13 protein-coding genes are annotated in these 20,002 nt (G+C 67.6%); 7 read left to right on the top strand and 6 right to left on the bottom strand.

Going from position 1 to position 20,002, the window contains the following annotated elements; all coding sequences use genetic code 11:
• Positions 1 to 5: 5 nt before the first annotated feature.
• The 3 genes from pglX (O3597_RS19395) to O3597_RS19385 form a co-directional block, all read right to left on the bottom strand.
• Positions 6 to 1,358: a BREX-2 system adenine-specific DNA-methyltransferase PglX gene (pglX, locus tag O3597_RS19395; RefSeq protein ID WP_281601968.1), complete on the bottom strand. Its 1,353-nt coding sequence runs from the start codon at positions 1,356 to 1,358 to the stop codon at positions 6 to 8.
• 2 nt (positions 1,359 to 1,360) lie between these two features.
• Positions 1,361 to 5,575 (bottom strand): BREX system serine/threonine kinase PglW, encoded by a 4,215-nt coding sequence (gene pglW / locus O3597_RS19390; protein WP_281601967.1) that lies wholly within the window; start codon positions 5,573 to 5,575, stop codon positions 1,361 to 1,363.
• 527 nt (positions 5,576 to 6,102) lie between these two features.
• Positions 6,103 to 6,306 (bottom strand): hypothetical protein, encoded by a 204-nt coding sequence (locus O3597_RS19385; protein WP_281601966.1) that lies wholly within the window; start codon positions 6,304 to 6,306, stop codon positions 6,103 to 6,105.
• A gap of 168 nt (positions 6,307 to 6,474) precedes the next feature.
• Between O3597_RS19385 and pglX (O3597_RS19380) the strand changes: the two genes are divergently transcribed.
• The 7 genes from pglX (O3597_RS19380) (at position 6,475) to O3597_RS19350 (ending at position 15,653) form a co-directional block, all read left to right on the top strand.
• A complete protein-coding gene (gene pglX / locus O3597_RS19380) occupies positions 6,475 to 9,756 on the top strand; it encodes a BREX-2 system adenine-specific DNA-methyltransferase PglX (RefSeq protein WP_281601965.1) in 3,282 nt (1,093 codons plus the stop codon).
• Between the two features lie 113 nt (positions 9,757 to 9,869).
• Positions 9,870 to 11,165, top strand: coding sequence for a DUF3883 domain-containing protein (locus tag O3597_RS19375; protein WP_281601964.1), 1,296 nt, complete (start codon positions 9,870 to 9,872; stop codon positions 11,163 to 11,165).
• A 968-nt stretch (positions 11,166 to 12,133) separates the two neighbouring features.
• Positions 12,134 to 12,862 carry a hypothetical protein gene (locus O3597_RS19370; protein ID WP_281601963.1) on the top strand — a complete coding sequence of 243 codons (729 nt, stop codon included), beginning with the start codon at positions 12,134 to 12,136 and terminating at the stop codon, positions 12,860 to 12,862.
• A gap of 14 nt (positions 12,863 to 12,876) precedes the next feature.
• On the top strand, positions 12,877 to 13,536 hold the full coding sequence (locus O3597_RS19365; RefSeq protein WP_281601962.1) for a hypothetical protein: 660 nt from the start codon (positions 12,877 to 12,879) through the stop codon (positions 13,534 to 13,536).
• Positions 13,537 to 14,005: 469 nt separating this feature from the next.
• Positions 14,006 to 14,446 (top strand): NUDIX domain-containing protein, encoded by a 441-nt coding sequence (locus O3597_RS19360; protein ID WP_281601961.1) that lies wholly within the window; start codon positions 14,006 to 14,008, stop codon positions 14,444 to 14,446.
• A 298-nt stretch (positions 14,447 to 14,744) separates the two neighbouring features.
• On the top strand, positions 14,745 to 14,978 hold the full coding sequence (locus tag O3597_RS19355; protein ID WP_281601960.1) for a hypothetical protein: 234 nt from the start codon (positions 14,745 to 14,747) through the stop codon (positions 14,976 to 14,978).
• A 15-nt stretch (positions 14,979 to 14,993) separates the two neighbouring features.
• Positions 14,994 to 15,653 carry a hypothetical protein gene (locus O3597_RS19350; protein WP_281601959.1) on the top strand — a complete coding sequence of 220 codons (660 nt, stop codon included), beginning with the start codon at positions 14,994 to 14,996 and terminating at the stop codon, positions 15,651 to 15,653.
• 250 nt (positions 15,654 to 15,903) lie between these two features.
• Here O3597_RS19350 and O3597_RS19345 read toward each other — a convergent pair whose 3' ends face one another.
• The 3 genes from O3597_RS19345 to O3597_RS19335 are packed head-to-tail and all read right to left on the bottom strand — an operon-like array spanning position 15,904 to position 19,980.
• The gene (locus O3597_RS19345; RefSeq protein ID WP_281601958.1) at positions 15,904 to 16,905 is read right to left on the bottom strand and encodes a hypothetical protein; all 1,002 of its coding nucleotides are present in this window, start codon (positions 16,903 to 16,905) and stop codon (positions 15,904 to 15,906) included.
• Positions 16,902 to 19,100, bottom strand: a complete 2,199-nt coding sequence (locus O3597_RS19340; protein ID WP_281601957.1) for a hypothetical protein — start codon at positions 19,098 to 19,100, stop codon at positions 16,902 to 16,904. Before O3597_RS19340 ends, O3597_RS19345 begins: the two co-directional genes overlap by 4 nt.
• Positions 19,093 to 19,980, bottom strand: a complete 888-nt coding sequence (locus O3597_RS19335) for a 5'-methylthioadenosine/S-adenosylhomocysteine nucleosidase (protein WP_281601956.1) — start codon at positions 19,978 to 19,980, stop codon at positions 19,093 to 19,095. The genes O3597_RS19340 and O3597_RS19335 overlap by 8 nt, the downstream gene beginning before the upstream one ends.
• Positions 19,981 to 20,002: the final 22 nt, after the last annotated feature.

Genomic DNA, 20,002 nt, shown 5'->3' with positions numbered 1-20,002 from the left:
CCGGGCTACGCACACCGTCCCTGACCTGCAAGATCAGGTTGGAAAACGCTCATTAGTCGCGATCCGAACTCTCGCTTCATAAAGGAGTTCGACGTGATCTGACCGGTCCAGCCAGCCGGGCGGTCGCCTGCCGTAGACTTCGCCAGCTGGAAGAACCGCTCCATGAACGGGACTGTTAGGGCATAAGTTCCCTTGCATGTCGGGTAGAGCTCGCGATAGGCCCCGTTTAGCTTTCGATCCTTGACCGTGATGTACGGCGGATTACCCACAACGACGTCGTACTTGCCAGGCTCCAAAATCGAGCGCAGCGCCGCCAGATCCTCAGACGCGTAGGCGAAACCGCTCAGCCCTGCGTCGTAATCCTCCACACCGGGTAGCTCGAGCGCTAGCTGCGGCCGTCCATGCAGCAGGGAATCGCCTGCCGCGAGGTGGAACCGGAACGCAGGCGCTTGCTCCAAGGTATTCAGGTCCGCGGCCTGTAGCGCCGCGAGCATAAGGCGGAAGCGAGCGATGGCGACGGCGAAGGGGTTGAGGTCCACGCCGTGAATTGCATCAAGTGCGTGCTGAACACGAGCTTGTACTTCCAAGCCCGGCGCGTGTGAGGCCCAGCGATCGTTGAGCCGGGCGAAGGCGCCGAGGAGGAAGTGACCCGACCCGCAGGTGGGGTCGATGAGCTTGAAGCCTTCGAGCGACCGCTCGGCGAGCGCCGGCTCCATTGTCTGGTCGAGGATGAACTCCTCGACGAACTCCGGGGTCTGGAGCAGCGCGAACGTCTTCTTAGCGTAGTCGGAGAGGTCTTGGTAGAGGTCGCCCAGGAAGCGGGTCGACAGGTCGGGGTCGGCAAGGTCCCAGACGAGGTCGCCGTCGGTGGTGCGTTCGCGCCAGAAGGCGATAAGCCGCTTGGTGGCCTGGCCCGATGGAGAAACCGTCCACAGCGGCGAGTGCGACTCGACCAGATCCCGGGTCGCCTTCGTGCTTCGTAGGTATTCGACCGCCTGAAGCACCCACTCCCGGTCGGTGTCTTCGGGGTGGGCGCGGAAGTAGGCGAGTTCCGCGTCCAGCGCCTCCTGCCGGCGGTCGGCGGGACCGGCGATCCAGACCGGCTTGAGCAGGCGGTTGTCCTCGCAGAATCGTACGAAGACCGTGGTCAGCACCCACGCGACCGCGGCCTGCGTCACCCGGTCGTCGCGCCACTCCTGCCACGACATGGCCGTCCGCTCGCGGCTTTCCGCGACCTTGTGCTCCTGCTTCCACGTCGCCAGGATGTCGGGCTGCGAGGCGACACGGTCGCGAAGGTCGTCCTCCAGATCGAGGACTACCTTCTTGAGCGCTGTCGTCAACCCCGTTGAGACCGCCATTGCTACTGCTCCTTTTGGGTGGCTGCGGTCAGGGCAGCCGTGCTGTCGATCCACTCGTTGTCGAGGTTGACGAACTGGTTGGGTGCGGCGAGCGGAACCGGCCGGCCGTCAATCACAGGACCGTGGTTGCCGTTGAGCTGCGGCACGAGCAGCCAGACCGCACGGCGGCGCGGGGCGGCCAGGTCCGTCCAGCGGGTGAGCAGCGCCATGTTGCCGTAGCGGGCGAGCGGCGACGCGTCCGTGAGCAACACGGGCGAGTCGTCGCGTCCCGCGGACAACGCCCTCTCGACGGTGGCCTCGACCTCGGGCCAGGATCGGCGGATCAGCTCATCCAGACCGCGACGGGGACGGCTCGACTCCCGTTCGGCGTCCGCGGCGCGTACCAGATCCCAGGGCATGTTGGCGGCCGCGGACACGGCACGCAGCGCGTCCAGCAGTGCTCCGGTCAGGTCCACCGTCGTCGCCCCGTACCGCGCCTTGACGGCGTCAATCAGACGGCCCAGGCGATCGGCGCGGGTGCCGAGCGCGAGGAAGGACCGGCTGCCGATCGAGGTCTCCAAACGGGCACCCAGCGCACCCGTGGCACCCACCGGGGAGGTGGTCACGGCGAGACTGGTCGCCGACCGGGAATCCAGCCCGGTTGTCGCGGAACCGGTGTCCAGGGCCCGGTAGACCCGAAGCCGGTCGTCGAAGATCAGGCCGAGACCAGCCTCCGTGATCAGGCTGTCGAGCGTCGGCCGCCGCGGCAGCTCCGGCACGGCGGGGAACCGAACCCGTACGCGTTCGCGGATCTCGTCCGGGGTGAGCTGCTGCCCGCCGAAGTCCGCGAACGTCTGGGCCAGGGCCGCGACCGCGGTGAAGCCGCGGTGGTGCAGATCTCCGGCACCTGAGGCAGCCGCGTGGGTCGATGCGGCGGCGGCCAGAGTCACCCGGCGCAGCGGGTCGGCGAGGGCCGCCGGCCATCCGCTCTCGGTGGGGACAGCTGCTTCGAGGCGGGCCTGCACGCGTTGCGCCGGGATGACCAAATTGGCGGCGTCGCCGGCCGCGTTGACGAGACGGTCCGCCTCCGAGGCGAGCGACTCGGCGACATCGCACAGCGCCTGGTCCTCGGCCAGCAACGTGACCACTCCCGCGCGCCTGCGTACCCAGACGGGGGGCTGCGAGCCGTCGGCCTTGTTCATTGCCTTGCGGCGTTCGAGCGCGAAACGCAGCAGACCACGAGCCAGCCGCTCGTCGGGATGGGCCGCAGGCGCGAGCGTTTCTGCCACCGTGCGGGTCAACTCGGCGATCGTCGCGACCGAGCCGAGTTCGGTGAGACGGGCCGAGACCGCTTCGGCCAACCGGTCGAGAAGCGCTCGGGCGTCGTGATCCCCGGCCCACCGCTCTTGCAGGGTTCCGAGCAGCGTCGTGACGCGCGACTGCTGGACTGGCTCGTCGAGGTTGGCCCCGAGCTGGGCGTGCGTCGCGAAGGCGTCGAGCGTCGTGTCGAACCCCAGGATCAGGCGGACGACTCCACCGCGTGACGGTGAGCGCGGCGTGGCGACAACTCTCAGCAGAAGGTCTGCAGCTGCCGTAGGGGTGAGCTCCGGACCGCTTCGCTCCGCCGTGCGGATCTCGGAGCCGAGCCGGGCGCGCCATTCCTTGATGCGCGAGGTGAGCTGCAGGCGGGTCGCGTTCTTGACGCCCTGAAGGCGGGACAGCTGCACCGGGTCGACGGTCAGCAGCTCGCCGACCGTCTGGACGGCATAGGGTTCCAGCGCCGACAGGGCGCGGGCGGTCAGCCCGGAGTCGCGCAGTGGCGTGGTCAGGGTCGCCCGAGCTGCCAGCTCGTCGTAGGACTCGTCGGGCTCGGTCGTGGCGTCCTTCGCGAAGATCCTCAGCCATGCAGCCCGCATCGCCTCGGCGGTGTGATGCCGGGCGCCGGCATCGCGGGCCAGTGCCTTACGGAAGAAATCGACCAAGTCGCCGGCGAGCGTGGCGTCGAACATCTCCGGCCTGATGGTCGCCTCATCCGGAATGCTTCCCGGGTCGCCCTCGCCGTCTCCGTAGACCGGCGTGCTGCCGGTCGCCATCTCGAAGAGAACCACCGCGGCGGCGTATCGTTCCGCTGCCGAGTCGTACCGGTCCCGCGTGCCGATGAGGAACGGGTCGAGGTACGGCGGGGTGCCGGCCTGGGTAGCAGAGGCTGCAGCGCGGGTCAGGGAGAAGTCAAAAAGGATCAGGTGCTTGGTGCGGTCACCGCGGCTTTCCCGCACGCCCAGGTTGGACGGCTTGATGTCCCGGTGGTCGATCCCGGCCTTGTCCAGCGCGACGAGGCAGTCCAGCAGGTCCGTCCCGTACCGTTCCAGCAGGTCAAATGACAGGCGGGTGCGCGTCCGCAGCGCGGTGGTGAGAGTCTCCGGCCCGGCACTTTCGAGCAGGAGGGCTCGCCGGCCGCCGACTACGATCGGTCCTTCGAGAATCTTCACGATCCGCGGGACGTCGAGGCGCCGCAGCGCCTCCGCCTCATCGTCGAGACGGGTCGCGGCGGTGTCGTCGAGAGCCACTTTGAGGACACACTCGCCGTTTCCTTCGACGTGCAGATCCTGCACGAGCAGACCCACCGCGGTCGAGCCCTGCCCGAGGCGCCGAACTAGCCGGAACCTTCCGTCGAGGACGGCGCCGGGTGCCGCCTCGAGCGGATCGGTCTCCTCACTCGTCGCGGCGTCGCGCTCGGCTGCGGCAAGCTGCGACAGGAACGCTGCGACGTCGGCCGTCCGCCGACTGGGCGCCGGATCGGTTGCCTTGAGGACGAGTGATCGCAGCGTCGACGGGACCTGAGGCAGCTCGATCGCCAGATCGAGGCCGTGCTGGTCGCGCAGGCGCTGCCTGAGAGCACTCCGGTTGGGCGCCGGCGGTCTCCCGGTGATCAGGTAGAAGGCGAGTGTGCCCAACCCGAACACATCAAGCCGGATACGGTCGGCGTCTGCGCTCCACACCCCCTCCGGAGCGCTGAACACCTCCGCCGTTCCTGATCCGTGGTCGGCGAGGGCGGCGTCGACCAGAGAGGTCACCCCGTGGACCGAGGAATGGGTGGCCGCGGCGCCCTGGACGCTGCCGGCGCCCTGCCAATCACCGACCCGCACCTTGACATCGCTCTGGGTACCGGGAACCGGACGCACCCAGACCGCCTGCGGGATCAGCCCGCGGTGCACGACCCGGTTGTTGTGGGCGTACTGCAGTGCCTCGCCGATCTGGCGGATCATCGACAACTGCGTCGCCAGCGGCACACCCTGATTCTGGCCGGCCAGCCACAGGTCAAGGCGCTGCCATTGCTGGTCGTAGGGGTAGACCAGCCCGATGCCGAGCTCCGACTCGACCAGGTCGCGCGGGCGCAGCAGCCCGTCGTGCTGCAGCCGCGACATGACCCGGAACTCGTGCTCCGCGATCCGTCGGGCCGACGCCCGCTCTTGCTGACCGGCCGTGGGTGGCAGGACTCGGAACCGGATCCGGGCGCGGTCCTGCTGGACCACCCGGTGGTAGGCGAGCCAGTCCTGCCAGCCCTCGTCCGAGTCGATGGCCTGGTCTTCGATGACCCAGGACCCTGCCTCACGCTCCCGGCGTTGTACGAGACCGATGCGTTCGAGCAGCTTGACCAGGATGTGTTCCTGGTTCGGTCCGATCGCCCGCCGCCCCGCGGGTTCGAGCACCAGTTCAGAGATCTCCGTGAGGTTGCTCTGGGTGCTGCGGCCATCCAGGCCGTAGAGGTTGATCGCGCTGGACGGGCCAAGGGCGCAACGCAGATCGGGATGGTGCAGGAAGACTGCCTCCTGCACGAACGGGATGACATCTCGCTCGTCGGGAATCTGAACGTGCTGCTCTTGCGCCCATAAGCGCAGCTCGTCCTTAAGCTTGCTCGCGAAAAACTGCGCCTTGCGCCGCGCCAGCTTGAGCGGGGAATCCTCCGGCCGCCGGCCATCGCGAGCCCAACGCTGGTCATCGCCGCGGAGGGTGCCAGAGTAATACTTCAGCTCGATGAGGTGGAGTTGCTTACGGCCGAGCAGGAGCAGGTCTACCTCGTGCCATCGACCCCGTGAGTCGCGGAACTCGAAATTCGACCAGGCCCGAAACGGCGTCTCGCTGGGCATGATCCCGCGGACTAGTGCCAGCCCTTCAGCCTCGTGCGGGAACTGTGAGGGCGAGACCTCGATCCACCGGTCTTGCCCAACCTCTGCCACTGTTCGCCCTCCCCACCGCGCCTGGCCGTCCCCGAACCTACCGCCCTGAGCCGCAGGAGCATATCCGGCCAGTAGCGGATGACCATGGTCTCCGCTCAGCAAGTTGCCGCCCTACGACGAGATGTACATCTGCGGGATTCGTGTTGGCTGATTGGCTAGTGCGGTACAGACGGATGGCTGGGCAACGGTAGATGTGTGGCTGCTGTGCTGGTCGGCTCAGCGGCTTCGCGGACGTACGTTCTTGCGGATCCCGCGCCTTCGGCCTGAGGGCTGGGGTAGGCGCGGTGCACAGCATGTTCACGGCAAGCGACGCGACGGTATTGGTCACGCGAGGTAGGCCAGCCGGAACGGTGCAACCGGTCATCCTCGCCCAGCGCTCGATGAAGATCGCCGTCGCCTCGGGTCGAGTGAGTCCGAGGCGCCGCGTGTTCATCACGGTGATCAAGAGGGGTATGAGTAGGACGGGCGAAGGTCCCGGCACCCGGATGTGGCCTCGCATGCGGCTCATCGGCTGCGCATCCAGAGTCTCAGGGTCGGCCCGGCGACGAGGTGAGGAATGCCGCTATCGCCAGCAGGAGGAGCACGGTGCCTGTGAAGCTGGCGGCTCCGGTCAAGATCCCGTCGACCGGATCTTTCGAGCTCATCCCTGTCAGCAGCCCGGCGGCCGCGCCCACCATGAGGCTGAAGATGATGATCACCGCGAGCCAGAGGGGGCGCGTCGGAGGAGTCATTGCCGATCCGTCCTTTCGTGGCCTCCGGCTGTTCCCGGGTGCTTGTGGGGCACCGGGGCACGTCAGCGCCTGTCGATGGCGAACAGCGTGCGGCGGAGAGGGGAAGCTGTGAGGGTAGAGTAGCGGAAGTTCTAACACGGTTCAAAAATTCCAGGAGGCGAGTCTCACGTGTCGACCGTGGAGCTATCCACCCCTTTGCGACGGCTCGTGCGGCTTGTCGAAGAGGATCTACGCGCAACCCGGGTCAGCGAAGCCTCGGACGTGCAGGTCGACCAGGTAGCGGTCGCGTGGGTGCTGAGCATTCTGTTTGTGCGGTTCGCGGAGGACAACCGCCTGATCGATGGACCGTCGCCACCTGCGGTGCCGAGCCAGCAGCTGCCTTGGCTCCGCTCCCGGATCGAGGCCTTCGCTGCGGTCGATCCCGGAACCGGGCTGTTCGAGCGCGGGCAGAACGCGCTCTTCGACCTGCCGATCTCGGAACAGATGGCCAGCCAACTGGTCGGCTTCTGGAACCGCACCGACGCGGCCGGAAAGGCGCAGGACCTCGGCGCCGCTGACCTGAACACCCGCTTCCTCGGCGACCTCTACCAGGTCATCGATGAGAGTGCCAGCAAGCAGTACGCCCTGCTGCAGACGCCTGCCTTCGTCACCGAGTTCATCTTGGATCTCACGCTTGAACCTGCGATCCAGGAGCGTGGGCATGAGTCCCTCCGCCTGATGGATCCAGTCTGCGGGTCGGGGCATTTTGTCCTGGCGGCATTCACGCGGCTGTTTTCCGCCTGGCGGCGGGCCGCTCCCACGGTTGCTGTCGAGGATCTGGTCGGTCGTGCGCTGCGCTCCGTGCACGGGGTGGATCTCAACCCTTTCGCCGTGGCTATCACCCGGTTCCGCCTGCTCATGGCTGCGGTGCGCGCGTGTGGCGCCACGAGGCTCAGCGAGGTTGCCGGGTTTGACTGGCGGTTCTCGGTAGCCGTCGCCGATTCGCTGGTCGAGGACCCTTTCGGCGGTGACTACGACGTGGTGGTGGGCAATCCGCCCTACGCCACCGTCCGGGACAAGATCCTCGATGAGGTCTACCGCGCCCGGTACGACGCCTGCGTCGGCAGGTACGCCCTCACGATTCCCTTCTCGCAGAGGCTTTTTCAGTTGGCGCGGCCCGGTGGACATGTCGGTCAGCTGACGTCCAACTCGTTCATGAAGCGCGAGTTCGGTCGAAGGCTCGTCGAGGAGTTCTTCGGGCACCGGGTCGCGCTCACGCACATCATCGACACTTCGGGCGCGTTCATTCCAGGCCACGGCACGCCCACCGTCATATTGATCGGACGCAATGAGCCGCCTCGTGACGCGGCGCCGGTGCTCACCGTGACCGGTCTACGTGGCGAGCCGGCCGTGCCGTCCGATCCCGCTCAGGCGCCGGTCTGGCGATCGTTGCTGCGACAGACGGCGCATCCTGGTCACGCCGACACGTGGTCGGCGTCTCGCTACGTCAGCCAAGAACAACTCCGCTCGTTTCCGCTGAGGATTGCAACAAGCGAGGCGGACGAGGTCCTTGCGCAGATCGCCGGTGCGCCACGTCGGCTGAACGACTATGTGGTGCGAATTGGATACTTCGCCAACACGGGATCGGATGACATCTTCACCGCGCCACGTCACACCTTCGCGACGCTTGGAATTCCTGATGACGACGTCCTTGTGGGCGTGATCTCCGGCTCCGAGGTCCGGGACTGGAACGCCCGGGCCGACCGTTACGCGTTCTGTCCGTACGATTCATCGGGCGATATCGTCTCGATCGAGCAGCATCCCGCGCATCTACGACGGCTGTGGCCGTACAGGCTGGTGCTGCAGAACCGCCCTTCCGGCAGCGACGGATCTTCCGACAAGAGCGGAAGGCCCTGGTACGGCTGGCATCAGTTCGTCGGTCGAAGGGGCACGCACGATCGGCTGATCACGTATTCCTGGATCGCCACCCACAATCATTTCGCTTCCCTGCACACGGATGAGGTGCCACTGCAGTCCGCGCCGATCATCGAGCTTCCTCCCGACGCGCCGGCACAGCGTCGGACCGACCTGACCGCGTGGCTCAACAGTTCTTCGGTTTGCTTCTGGTTGAAGCACGGCAGCAACAGCAAGGGCAAGTCAGGCCTCGACCAGACCGGTACCGGCGAACACTGGGACGTCTTCTATGAGATTGCGGCCACCCGGCTGCGTGAGCTTCCATTGCCCGAGAAGCTGCACACCACGTATGCCGATGAGTTGGACCGGCTCGCCCGGGAGCTGTCTGAGGCCGCCCCCGCGGCGGTCCTCAGCCGCCAGTCCCCGAGCCGCGAAGGCTTCTCCACGGCTCGCTCCCGTTGGGAAGCTATCCGCGCCCGTATGGTGGCCCTGCAAGAGGAGCTGGACTGGGAGGTCTATCTCCGGTTTGGCGTAGCCAAGGACGAGGGCCTGCTGGCCGCTGCCTCCGCCGTTCCGCCACTGAGCTTTGGCGAGCGAGCCTTCGAGATCGCCATGGCTCGACAGTTGGTCGTGGGCGAGCTGGACACTGCTTGGTATGTGCGGCACGGCGGCCTTCCGACCACCGATCTGCCCGCCTACTGGCCGGCGTCCTATCGAGAGGTGGTTAAGCGGCGCATCGATGCGATACAGCGGGACAGGCGGTTGCGGACTCTGGAAAAGCCGGAGTTCAAACGACGGTGGGCCTCCACGGGCTGGGACGTCATGGCGGCCGATGCCCTGCGAACCTGGTTGCTCGACAGGTGCGAGACGGCCGAGCTCTGGTACGACGACGCAGACGGCGCAAGGCGCGCGCGACCGCTAACGGTAACGAAGCTCGCCGAGCTACTGGGCGAGGACCCGGCAGTCATCGAGGCCGCTGGGCTGTACGCACCAGGCCAACCGCTGGTCGACGTCGTGAGGGGTCTGTTCGCAGACGAGGTCGTTCCCTACCTCTCCGCCCTACGTTATCGGGATTCAGGCATCGCGAAGCGCGTTGCGTGGGAGGAGACGTGGCGGCTCCAACGGGACCAGGATCAAGTTCATACCGCGCCGGTCCCGCTACCACCGAAATACAGCAGCGCCGACTTCCTAAAGGCCAGCTATTGGCGGCACCGTGGCAAGTACGACGTGCCTGGCGAGAGGTTCGTGTCCTATGCGCGCTCGGGGGGCGCGATCAAGGACGCCATGGTGGGGTGGGCCGGCTGGCCCGTCGAAGACCGGGCAATGGTGTTGTCCGACCTCGCGTCAGCCGCGCCGACTCGCGATGACGCCGTTCCGCTGCTCGCCGGTCTGCTCGAGTTGCTGCCGTGGGTGAAGCAATGGTGTAGTGACCGGCAGTACGAGAGCCACCGCACGCTGCTGGACGACTTGATGGTCCGGTGGGTCGTCACTGAGGAAAATCTACGCGATTGGCGTCCCCTGAAATCGAAGCGCGGGCGGCCTCGCAAGCACAGTTGAGCAGCAGGCTGCAGGAGCCGAGCGACCCTGGACAGTAGCCCCCGCATGTCCGCTGATTGCACCTGTCCGGCCGGCTCTGGCGTTCAGTCGGCCAGCCTGGGCAAGATGCGCGGATGGCCGTGAACTTTGTGCTGACCGAGGCGCGTGACGTGCCGTCCGGTGACCCGCTCGGGCGAACCTGGGTGGGGTGGGAGGCGACCGCGACCGATGACGAACTGTGGGAGGTCAACCGTGGCCTCTGGACCGTCGGGGGCCGGGTCGACGGCGAGCGAATCGCCACCCTGTCGTTCGATGGTCGTGTCCAGGTCGTCGCTGAGATTGAGGGCCGCACCCGCCACGATGTTGACGGCGTGACGAAGTGGGCGCTGGTCGGGCGGGTGCTGCGCCCTGGCGACCCCGTGCACGACGCGCTGAAAGGTGCGCCGGCGCCTCGACACCGCAATCCGGTGAGCTACTTCGATACCGCCAGGCTGGACGTGCTCCCCGCGGCCGACCGGGCGGGCATCGATGAACGTGAGCGGGCCACCATGGTGGTGACGTGGAACCCCGAGCGGTGGAACCCGGACGACTGGGTGGAGACCGTCTACCCCCGAGACGTTGAAGCCGTCGAGTCGGGCCGGCTCCTGCGGGACCGATGGTCCACTGGAAGCCGCAAGGGCGGCATCGAGCCAGGTGACCGCATCTTTTTCCTGCGACAGGGACCAGAACCACGGGGCATCATCGGCAGCGGCACCGCCGCGAGCCGAATCTTCCCTGATGAGCAATGGGACGACGAACGCGCGGGCCAGCACGCCAACTACGTACTGATCGACTGGGACACGCTCCTGCTGCCCGAGGACGGGCTGCCGCACGCGCTCCTGGTCAACCACATTCCTGAAGCCGGCGCATGGCGGCCGCAAGGTAGCGGATGGGTCCTGGCGCCGTACGTCGCCGCGAAGCTCGAAGAGCTCTGGGCGGCACATCTCGGTCATCCCGCTCCGCTACCGGCTCGCGGTTCGCCTCGACAAGGCTGGCAATTAGATCCCACGCGGCGCCGAAAAGTCGAAGACGCCGCCCAAGACCGACTAATGGCGCACTTCCGGGACCGTGGCTGGATCGTGCAAGACGTCCGGTTCGGCAATCCTTACGACGCTATCGCCACCAAGAACGATCAGACGTTATGGCTTGAGGCCAAGGGCACCGAGACCGCGGGCGCGACTGTGATCGTCTCGCGCAACGAGGTGCAGTGGGCGCGGGAACACGTCGGCTACTGCGTGCTCGGCATCCTGTCCGATGTCGTCTTCACGGCAGACGGTGAAGCGGTCCCGGCAAGCGGCACTTTCCGGGTCTTCACCTGGAACCCTGACGGCGGTGCGCTCTCGGCCCGTGACTACGACTTCACGCCGTCGGAAAATGACCGACAGTACTGAGGCGGACGGGTCGGACGGGACTGACCCCGGCCTGGGCTGTTCGGCTTGCTTGGGCCCGCAGCGGCAGATCGTCATAGTCGTACTGGAACCGAGCCCGGTCTGGTGCTCACGACAGGCCATGTGGGTGCTCCGCGGGTGCTCCGGCGGAATTGGACGACCAAGCATCCGGGGGACTGAGCGGTACACCGTCTCGGTGAAGTCGCGGCCTGACTAGGAATAGATGGGCCCATGCGACTCAGTTGGACGAATCGAGTCTACGATCATCTATCTCTTAATCCGCGGGTTCGGGGTTCGAGTCCCTGGCGGCGCACCAACGAGCAAGGCCCTGATCTGGTAGAACTCTGCCGGTCGGGGCCTTTTTCGCGTACGCCGGGGGCGGCTGGTGGCTCGGTGGGTGCTCGGGAGCCGTTGGACCCGGCAGGCGATGCCGGGACCGGCCGTCACCGGTGGGACGCGGCCTGGAAGGGCCATGATCACCGATGGGCGATCATGGCCGGGCCGATCTCGTCATCTTCGATTGTGACGGGGTGTTGGTGGACAGCGAGCCGGTCGTCAGCCGTGTAGGCCGGTGTACCGGCGCCGGCTGCCGTTACCACCATCCGCGACTGTGGCGCCGAAGGCGCGATCGAGACGAGGGTGCTCTCCGGATCGCGACGCAGAATGGCGGTACACCCCAGCACATTCGACCGTGGCCATCGCTGTGCGCTTGTCCGCCGCTGCGAGGTCGACGCCGAGGGTCAGCACCGCACCACTCTAGGTGCCGTTAGCGCAGTAGGACATGGCTCGACCGACGGTCGTTGACCGACGTTTAGCTGTGTCCGAGATCCGATGTGCTGAGTCGGGGCCGGGCGCGGCTGCCGCGTTGAGGGAAACGTCGTTGGCTCCGTCCATATTGGTCATGCTGCTTCGTCGTCCGACACATGGATCGATGAATGTTGGCTAGGCTCTTGGCGACGGGGGAGGTTCACATGTCATCGCGCACGGGGGCGAGTGCGTTTCTTGCGGTGGTGTTGTCGGTTGTGCTGGCCGGTTGCGGCACGGATGGCGGCACACAACCGCCAGCGGTCAGCCAGAGCCCGTCGCCGGCGACCGCCGCGCCGGCGGCCAGCGAGGTGGCCGCCTCGGTTGAGCCCGAGTCCGCGCCGGTCAATCCCGTCGAGGTGCTTGCCCGCAATACCCGGCGTGCGTATGCGGCGTGTGGCGGCTGCGGAGGAGTGCTCGCCCTTTCCGGTGTTGAGCTGCAGGCGGCGATCGACTCCCTGGTTGCCGAGCACTCCAAGCAGGCCGGCCCGGCACTGACGCGAAAGAACGCGGAGCTTGCCCTTTACGGTCCGGCCGGGGCGACGCCGAAGGTGGCCGGGGACAACGTCCAGGGATACGACGTGTTGTTCTACGACGCGTCGGGCAAGCTGGTGCTGGGACGCCAGATCAAGACGTTCGCCGGCAAACCCAACCAGTTTCCGAACCGACTCCGCGCCGCAGCGCCTAGCATGGAATACGACGGAGAGCTGCTGGTCCAGGTAGCGCCCGGTGTCGACGCGGCGGCGGCCGAGGGCATGATGAGAAGCTTCTGGGGCAACCGCTCCGATGCCCGGCTGGCCGTCTACCAGAACATGTGGGTGGCGTTCCGGTCTCCGGACGGAAGGCCGCTGGGCTTGTGGATGCCGGGCGCGCGTGGCATGGGTGTGCCGGGCTGAGCGGGGGACGACCTGTGGGAATTGACGCCACCTTGTTCTGCCTGTGCCGACGGGTCCAGCTGGTCCTCGGCAAGCCGGTGCGTAACTCGTGGGACGACATCATCTATTTCGCCTACGCGCACCCGAGCATCCCCAAGCACAGTCAGTCGCGGCGGATGTCGGGGGCGTTGTGGAAGATCTTTGCGGAGCATGTCGGTCACCAGTTGCAGGTGATTTACGACTCTCAGTTGGAGTACGACGAGATGTGGGAGCCGCCTGGGCCTCCGGCCATGATCGGCGGTGACGAGCCTGGCGACATCGAGTTCGATGACTACCTTGCCGACTGGCCCGAGAACAGTTTCGCCGACTACCCCAGTAAAGGGTGGGATGTGTCGAAGACCGGCTACCTGGCCTGTTTCCGATGTCGGGAACGGCTCTGCCTGGGGCAGGCGGTGCGTGACGCCGACGGTCGGGTGCTGTTCTTCCACAGTGGCGGTCCGGAGGCTCCGGCCAACTCCCGGCAGCCGGTACTCAACCGGGCGGCCTGGCGGTTTCTGGCCCGTCACTCGACCCACGAGATGCCGATCATTGTTGGCCCACCGTACGACCGGGACACCGACAGTTACGTCGAGATCGGCGGCCAGCGGCTTGACGACGTGCCGTTTGACGACTATCTGGCCAACTGGCCCGGGTAGGCCGGGCGCATTCACCCTGCGTCGCTCCGCATCAACGGACGACGCCACGCCGAAAGCCCACCCGAGGCGCGTCACGGTGGTGCTCCCTGGGTGCTCGGCCGCCACGGACCGGCTCGCTCAGACTGGACTGCGGGATAATTCCGTTTGGCACAAACGGGCAAAGCCAGATAGCGCGTGGACCGGTGAGACCTGAAGGAACGGAAGAGCACTGATCAACGCCGCCTCTTAATCCGCGGGTTCGGGGTTCGAGTCCCTGGCGGCGCACCAACGAGCAAGGCCCTGACCTGGTAGAACTCTGCCAGTCAGGGCCTTTTTCGCGTATCCCGGTCGTAGGTGGTCGCTCGGTGGGTGCTCGAGAGCCGTTGGACGGCGGCGGCGTCGGTGGGACGCGGTGCGGTGCCAGCGGACAGATCCATAGATCACGGGTGCGCTGGTGCCTGGTCGCTCTGGACGTGGATAGGGGCCGGTTGTGCGTCGGATCGTGCGTAGGTCGGTGCGCGCCATTCTGCTGGACGAGGACGACCGCCTCGTGGTGATCAAGCGGCTCAAGCCGGGCCAGGTGCCGTACTGGACGACGCCGGGCGGTGGCGTGGAGTCGACGGATGTCTCTCTGGAGGCTGCGCTTCGCCGGGAGTTGCACGAAGAACTCGGTGCCGAGGCCGAACGGTTCGCCCAGGTGCTTCTGTTCACCGTCCCGGCTGGTGAGGGTGTTTCCGTCCAGCACTTCTTCGTCTGTCGGCTACTTGAGCTGCGGGAGGCTGCTCGAACCGGGCCGGAGTTCGATGACCCGTCGCGTGGTGACTACCAGCTTGACCGAGTGACGATCGAGAAGCTGCCTGCGGTGGATCTCAAGCCGGAAGGGCTGGCCGAGTTCATCACCTCCAGCCAGGAGGCACTGCTCTCGGTGTAGGCAGCTTGGCCAGAGCATCCTTGCTTGGAGTCGGCGTCGGCCCGTCGCCGCATAACCCCTACGCGGGCGGCATGAGGGAGCCCAGTGCGGACCGGACCTACGCCACCGGATGACCTCCCGGTCTCGGCCTTGCAGCCTGAGCTGCTGCGGAGTGTTCGTGAGGGGCAGGTCGTCTACCTCAGCGAGCAGCATGAACCGGTCGCCGCTGTCGTGCCGCTGGAGGTAGCGAGGGCGGGCCTCGCGGCACTGGGAAAAACCGACGAAGGGCTGCGGTGACGGTCCTGCCTGGTACCTGTTGATGAACCAGCGCCCGGCGGCGCCCAACATGCAATACGACGGAGAGCTGCTGGTTCAAGTAGCGCCCGGTGTCGACGCGGCGGCTGTGGAGGGCATGATGAAACGCTTCTGGGGCAACCGCTCCGATGCACGGCTGGCCGTCTACCAGAACGTGTGGGTGGCGTTTCGTTCTCCGGACGGCAGGCCGCGGGGCTTGTGGATGCCGGGCGCCCGTGGCATGGGCGTGCCGGGCTGAACGGGGGGACGACCTGTGGGGATAGACGCCAGCCTGTTCTGCCTCTGCCGACGAGTCCGCCTCTTTCTCGGCAAGCCGGTGCGTAACTCGTGGGACGACATCATCTACTTCGCCTACGCGCACCCGAATGCGCCCAACCACAGTCAGGCGCGGGAGATGTCGGGGGCGTTGTGGAAAATCTTCGCGGAGCACGTCGGCCACCAGTTGCAGGTGATCTACGACTCTCAGCTGGAGTACGACGAGATGTGGGAGCCGCCGGGGCCGCCCGCCAAGATCGGCGGCGACGAGCCTGGCGACATCGAGTTCGATGACTACCTTGCCGGCTGGCCAGAAGATGACTTCGCCGACTACCCGAGTAACGGGTGGGATGTGTCGAAGGTCGGCTATCTTGCGTGTTTCCGTTGTCGGGAACGGCTCTGCCTGGGGCATGCGGTGCGCGACGCCGACGGTCAGGTGTTGTTCTTCCACAGTGGTGGTCCGGAGACTCCGGCCAACTCCCGGCAGCCGGTGCTCAACCGGGCGGCCTGGCGGTTTCTGGCCCGGCACTCCACGCACGAGATGCCGATCGTCGTCGGTCCACCGTACGACCGGGACATCGACGGTTACGTCGAGGTCGGCGGCCAGCGGCCTGGCGACGTGCCGTTTGACGATTACCTGGTCAACTGGCCGGGGTAGGCCGGGCGCATTCACCCTGCGTCGCTCCGCATCAACGGACGACGCCACGCCGACAGCCCACCCGAGGCGCGGTCGGGTTCTCGTGGACGCCGGTGTTGGCCGCCGTGTAAGCGCCACCGGCGCTCGACGATGTCCCACTGACATGTTGTGGTCGGCGGGTCGAGGAAGATTACGGTGTCGGCGGGGCGACCGGCGCGTGCCGGGCGACGACTGGTACGTCGACCGGACCGTATGGTGCGGCGACCAGGGATCACCGCACCCAGACGAGGCTGTACAAGGTCAACTTTGGCTCGCCGGTGAACCACTCCTTGCCCGGCCAGATGATGAGATAGCCGAGATCGGCCTCAGCGGTCTTGACGCAGGCCGCGAGCGGTGCGGCGAACGGGTTGTTCGCCCCGCCGCCCAGGCGCATGATCCGCTGCGCAAAGGTGAGCGGTGGAAACTCGCCACTCCACTCCCGCTGAGCCAGGCAGTCGGCCTCCTTCGGTAGATCGTCGACGGTCATCCCGTCGAAGATCTGCGGCCGGAGCACCCGCGAGATCTGCGCCCCGTTGACCAGCTTCAGCCTGCCGGTGACGTGGTCGAAGGCGATGTCGGCGGTGATGCCCCCCTGGCTGCGCTCCAGATCCAGGTAGGTGTGCTCACCGTTCGCGGTGAAGGTCACCTTCTCGACGTCGAGGCGGGCGGGGCCGTACACCTCGGTGTTTTTGGTCGGCCCACCGGCGTCCGTGACGTCGATATTCGAACCCGGGGCGACGAAGACGACGATGCGGTTGCGCTCCACCTCCTGCACGAAGCGCCCGTCCATGACGATCCGCAGCTTGCGGCCGCTGTTGATCCGGAAGGTCTCGCACGAGGCGTCCGGCTTCTCACGGGCCGCGATTGGGCAGATCAGCAGTTGGGTGACGTCGGCGGGTTCCGCCTTCAGGATCCGCCCGGGCGCCCGGGCGTCCTGGACACCACCGCCGGCGCCGACGCCGAACACCCCCAGCGGGGTCACGATGGAGACGTCCTCGGTCTGCACCTGCACGCTGCCGTCCGAGTTGAGCACGAACTGCACCGGCAGCAGCGGAGGCTGGTAGGCGACGTGCCCCATGATGCCGACCTTCTTGTCCGCGGGTGGCTTGTCGCCGTCGGGCAGCTGCCACTCGTACGGCATGGCGCTGCCGATGGTGACGCCTCCGCTGAAGCAGCAGCTACCCAGGCAGACCAGTACGACGGTGAGCACTACAGCGATCACCTTGCGGTTCACCGCTTGCCCTCCGGGATGGTGTCTGCGTCAACGCCGGCGGGCGGGGTGGCAATGTGCTCCCGTCCGGCTTCGATGCTCTCCGGCCCCCGGCACCACAGGCCGCTGCGGCGGCGGTTCAACTCCTTGGTTAGCCAGGACGAGCCGTCCACCACCACCGTCTCGAGCACGTCGAGCGCGTCGTTGACGCCGGTGCTGTCGAGGACGAGCCGGGCGACCAACCCCTCCGGTTCCCTGCCGTCCCGCAGCTCTCCGAAGTCGCCCAGCTCAACGTCGATGGTGCCGAGCGTGTCGGTGCGGACGACGAAGCGCCGTTGTCGGACGTGCACTTCCGAGGCCGGCTCGGCGGGCGCGGAGGCTCCCGCGCCGCCGTACTGCGGTGTGGCCGCGGTGAGCACGGGACGCCGAACGCTCTGCTCGGTGACCTCCACCTCGCGTAGCCCGCCGTAGGGGATGGAGCGTCGGCTCGACCCGTGCAGGTCGCCGTTTGTGAAGTCGAGCTCGGAGCGGAAGTAGCGGATTCCCGTCGCGGTCAGCAGAAACAGCGTCAACACATAGCGCGAGTAGCGGATCGGCCCGTAGACGAGCCGTGCGCTGCTCGCCCCCGGTGCGCCGGTGGCCAGCTCGAGCGCGCACGCCACCTCCGAGGGGCGGATCCCCCGCTCGCGGAGCATGTCCGCCTTGAAGACCAGCACATCCTGGGCCAGCCAGGCCGCCATCTCCTGGTCGGTGGGGCGATCACGCAGGACCGCGCACCAGCTCTCCCATTCGGCTCGCTCGGCCCGGTACCGCTCGGCCTGCTCCCTGCCCAGGGCGCGGTAGGCCGATTGCCGTGCCCACAACAGCGGCTGGCTACGCCAGAGCAGGGTGACACCGGCGGCGGCGAGGAACGGGAACGCCGACTCCGCGCCGCCGTCGGTCAGCAGCGGGGCGAGCACCAGCAGCGCCGCGACGGCCAGCAGGACCACCCCGAGCCGCTCGGCCCGCCGCAGCAGCGGCCGCTCGCGGTACGTCTCCTCGTGCGCCTCCAGCCGACGGGTGCCCCAGGCGTCGCGGGTCTGCCAGGCGTGCCAGCGGGCGAGCCACACCAGGTGCCCGTTGCGCAGGTCGGACTCGTCGTAGAGGTGCGCGAACTCCCGGGCGAGGGAGTGGCGCAGCCCGGTGGTCATCCGGCTCCAGCTCGTCTGCTGCCCGGGCGCGAAGCTCGCGAAGAAGCCCGCCTCGACGGTACGCACCGCGGCGCGCATCACCTCCGGGTCCGCCTCGCCGGCCAGCGCGGTACGGCCGTAGAACCGCTCCCGATGGATGATGAGCAGCGTGCGGTGGTGCTGCCGCTGCCATCTCGCGTAGCCGCCGACGAGGGCACCGACCCCGGCGAGGGCGAGCGCGTACGTCATCGTGCTGAACGCGCCGAGCGAGCCAAGTTGCGCCACGACGCCGGCAACCCCGACAAGCCCCAGCCCCAGCCCGGCCCAGCGGGCCAGCGTCGTGCCGCGCGAGGGCGGCGCCAGGATGCCGCCGAGTTCTCTCGGCTCGGCGGGGTCGGGTTCGAAGAACTTCCAGACGCGCGACCGCCGGTCGAGGACGTCGCCGGAGCGCTGCTCCCGGACCCGGTTGGCGATCCGACGGAACATCTCGTCCTTGACGGGTCCGGCGAGCAGCCCGTCAAGGTGCCGCTGGTGCTCCTCGGGCAGGCGCGCGTACGCCTTACCTGTCTCTTCGAGGTCGGCGCCGGTCGCCTCTTTGCGGCTGGCATCCGTCGCGGGGTCGCTGATCCGCACGGCGAGGTCGATCAGGGTGACCAGGCTGCCCAGCCGCTTCCGGTCGCGGGAGTCATCGGCGCTCTCGCCGCTCGGGGCGGCACCCTCGGCGACCAGCCGCCGGGCGTTGCCCAGCGCCTGCTGGTGCCGTTCGTCGAGGGCGCTGAGTGTCCGGTCGCTGAGCGCGGCGACGAGGTAGTGGTAGTACACACCGGGCCGGTCACCGTACGAGGTGGCGAGCACCTCGGCCAGTAGCTGCTCCGCGGCTCGGGACATGCCGCCGTCGAGGCGGCGCACCGCCACCTTGTACTTCTTCTCCGGGAGGTCGTCCGGCGCGACGTAGTAGTTGTGTACGCCGTCGTGGATGTGACCGCCCGGGGCGATCACCGGGGAGTTGGGCCCGGAGGTGCGGACGTCCAGGCGGGGCGTCTCAGCCATCTCGCCGCTCCTCCCGGTAGTCGAGGTGCACGCCGCCGCGGATGGTGCCGCCGGTTCCGATCACCGGAGACTGCGGCCCAGAGGTGCTAATCGTGTAGCGGCTGCTGTCCGCGCTCTCCCGGGTGGCCGGTGCGGAGGCGCCGTGGTGGTCGATGCGGGCGGCCAGCGCCAGGGCGAAGGCCGCCGCGTGTGCCGCGGCTCTCGGCTGCCACCCCTCGGCGTCGGTCTGGTCCTTGTGACCACCGGCGTGGTCGCTGATGCCGCGGACGGTGGCGGTGGGCACCGCGTGGTTCACGTGGCCCGCGTGGGCCGCTCCGGCGCTCTCCATCTCCACCGCCACGGCGTCGGCGTAGTGCTGACGCAGGCGGTGGGCCTCCGGCGTCTCCCGCCCGTTCACCACCACCTCCCCGGCGGCGATGGGTTCGAAGTGGACCCTCGGGGTGCGGTCCAGTCCGTCGGCCCAGTCCTCGTCGAGGGCGAGGTGTCGGGCGACCTGCTCCAGCTCGTAGGGCATCGGCCATGCCTGCGGGTACGCCCGGAAGGCACCGTCCTCGCTGCGACCGCCCTGGTAGGCGTACACCTTGGTGGCGACCACGACGTCGCCGAGGGCGAGCCAGTCGCGCAGGCCGCCGGCCACCCCGACGAAGAGTACGGCGGCGGGCTTGTAGTGGTTGATGGCACGTTCCGCGATGACCCCGGCGGCGGGGTTCCCCTGCCCGACGAGCGCCAAGGCGACCCGGGTGGGGGGTCCACCGTCGGGCCTGGTCAGGGTGCCCACGTCGAAGTGGGTGCCGGCGGGGTGACGCTCGAGGTGCGTGTCGTGCAGGCGTTTCCTGATCTCGCTGCGCTCCACCTCGAGCGCCACCAGTACGACGATCATGAGGGACTCCTCGTGCAGATCC

The sequence above is a fragment of the Verrucosispora sp. WMMA2044 genome (genome assembly GCF_027497155.1).
GTDB lineage: Bacteria > Actinomycetota > Actinomycetes > Mycobacteriales > Micromonosporaceae > Micromonospora > Micromonospora palythoicola.
The sequence above is the reverse complement of the archived record's forward strand: the minus strand, read 5'-3'. Positions and strand labels throughout refer to the sequence as shown.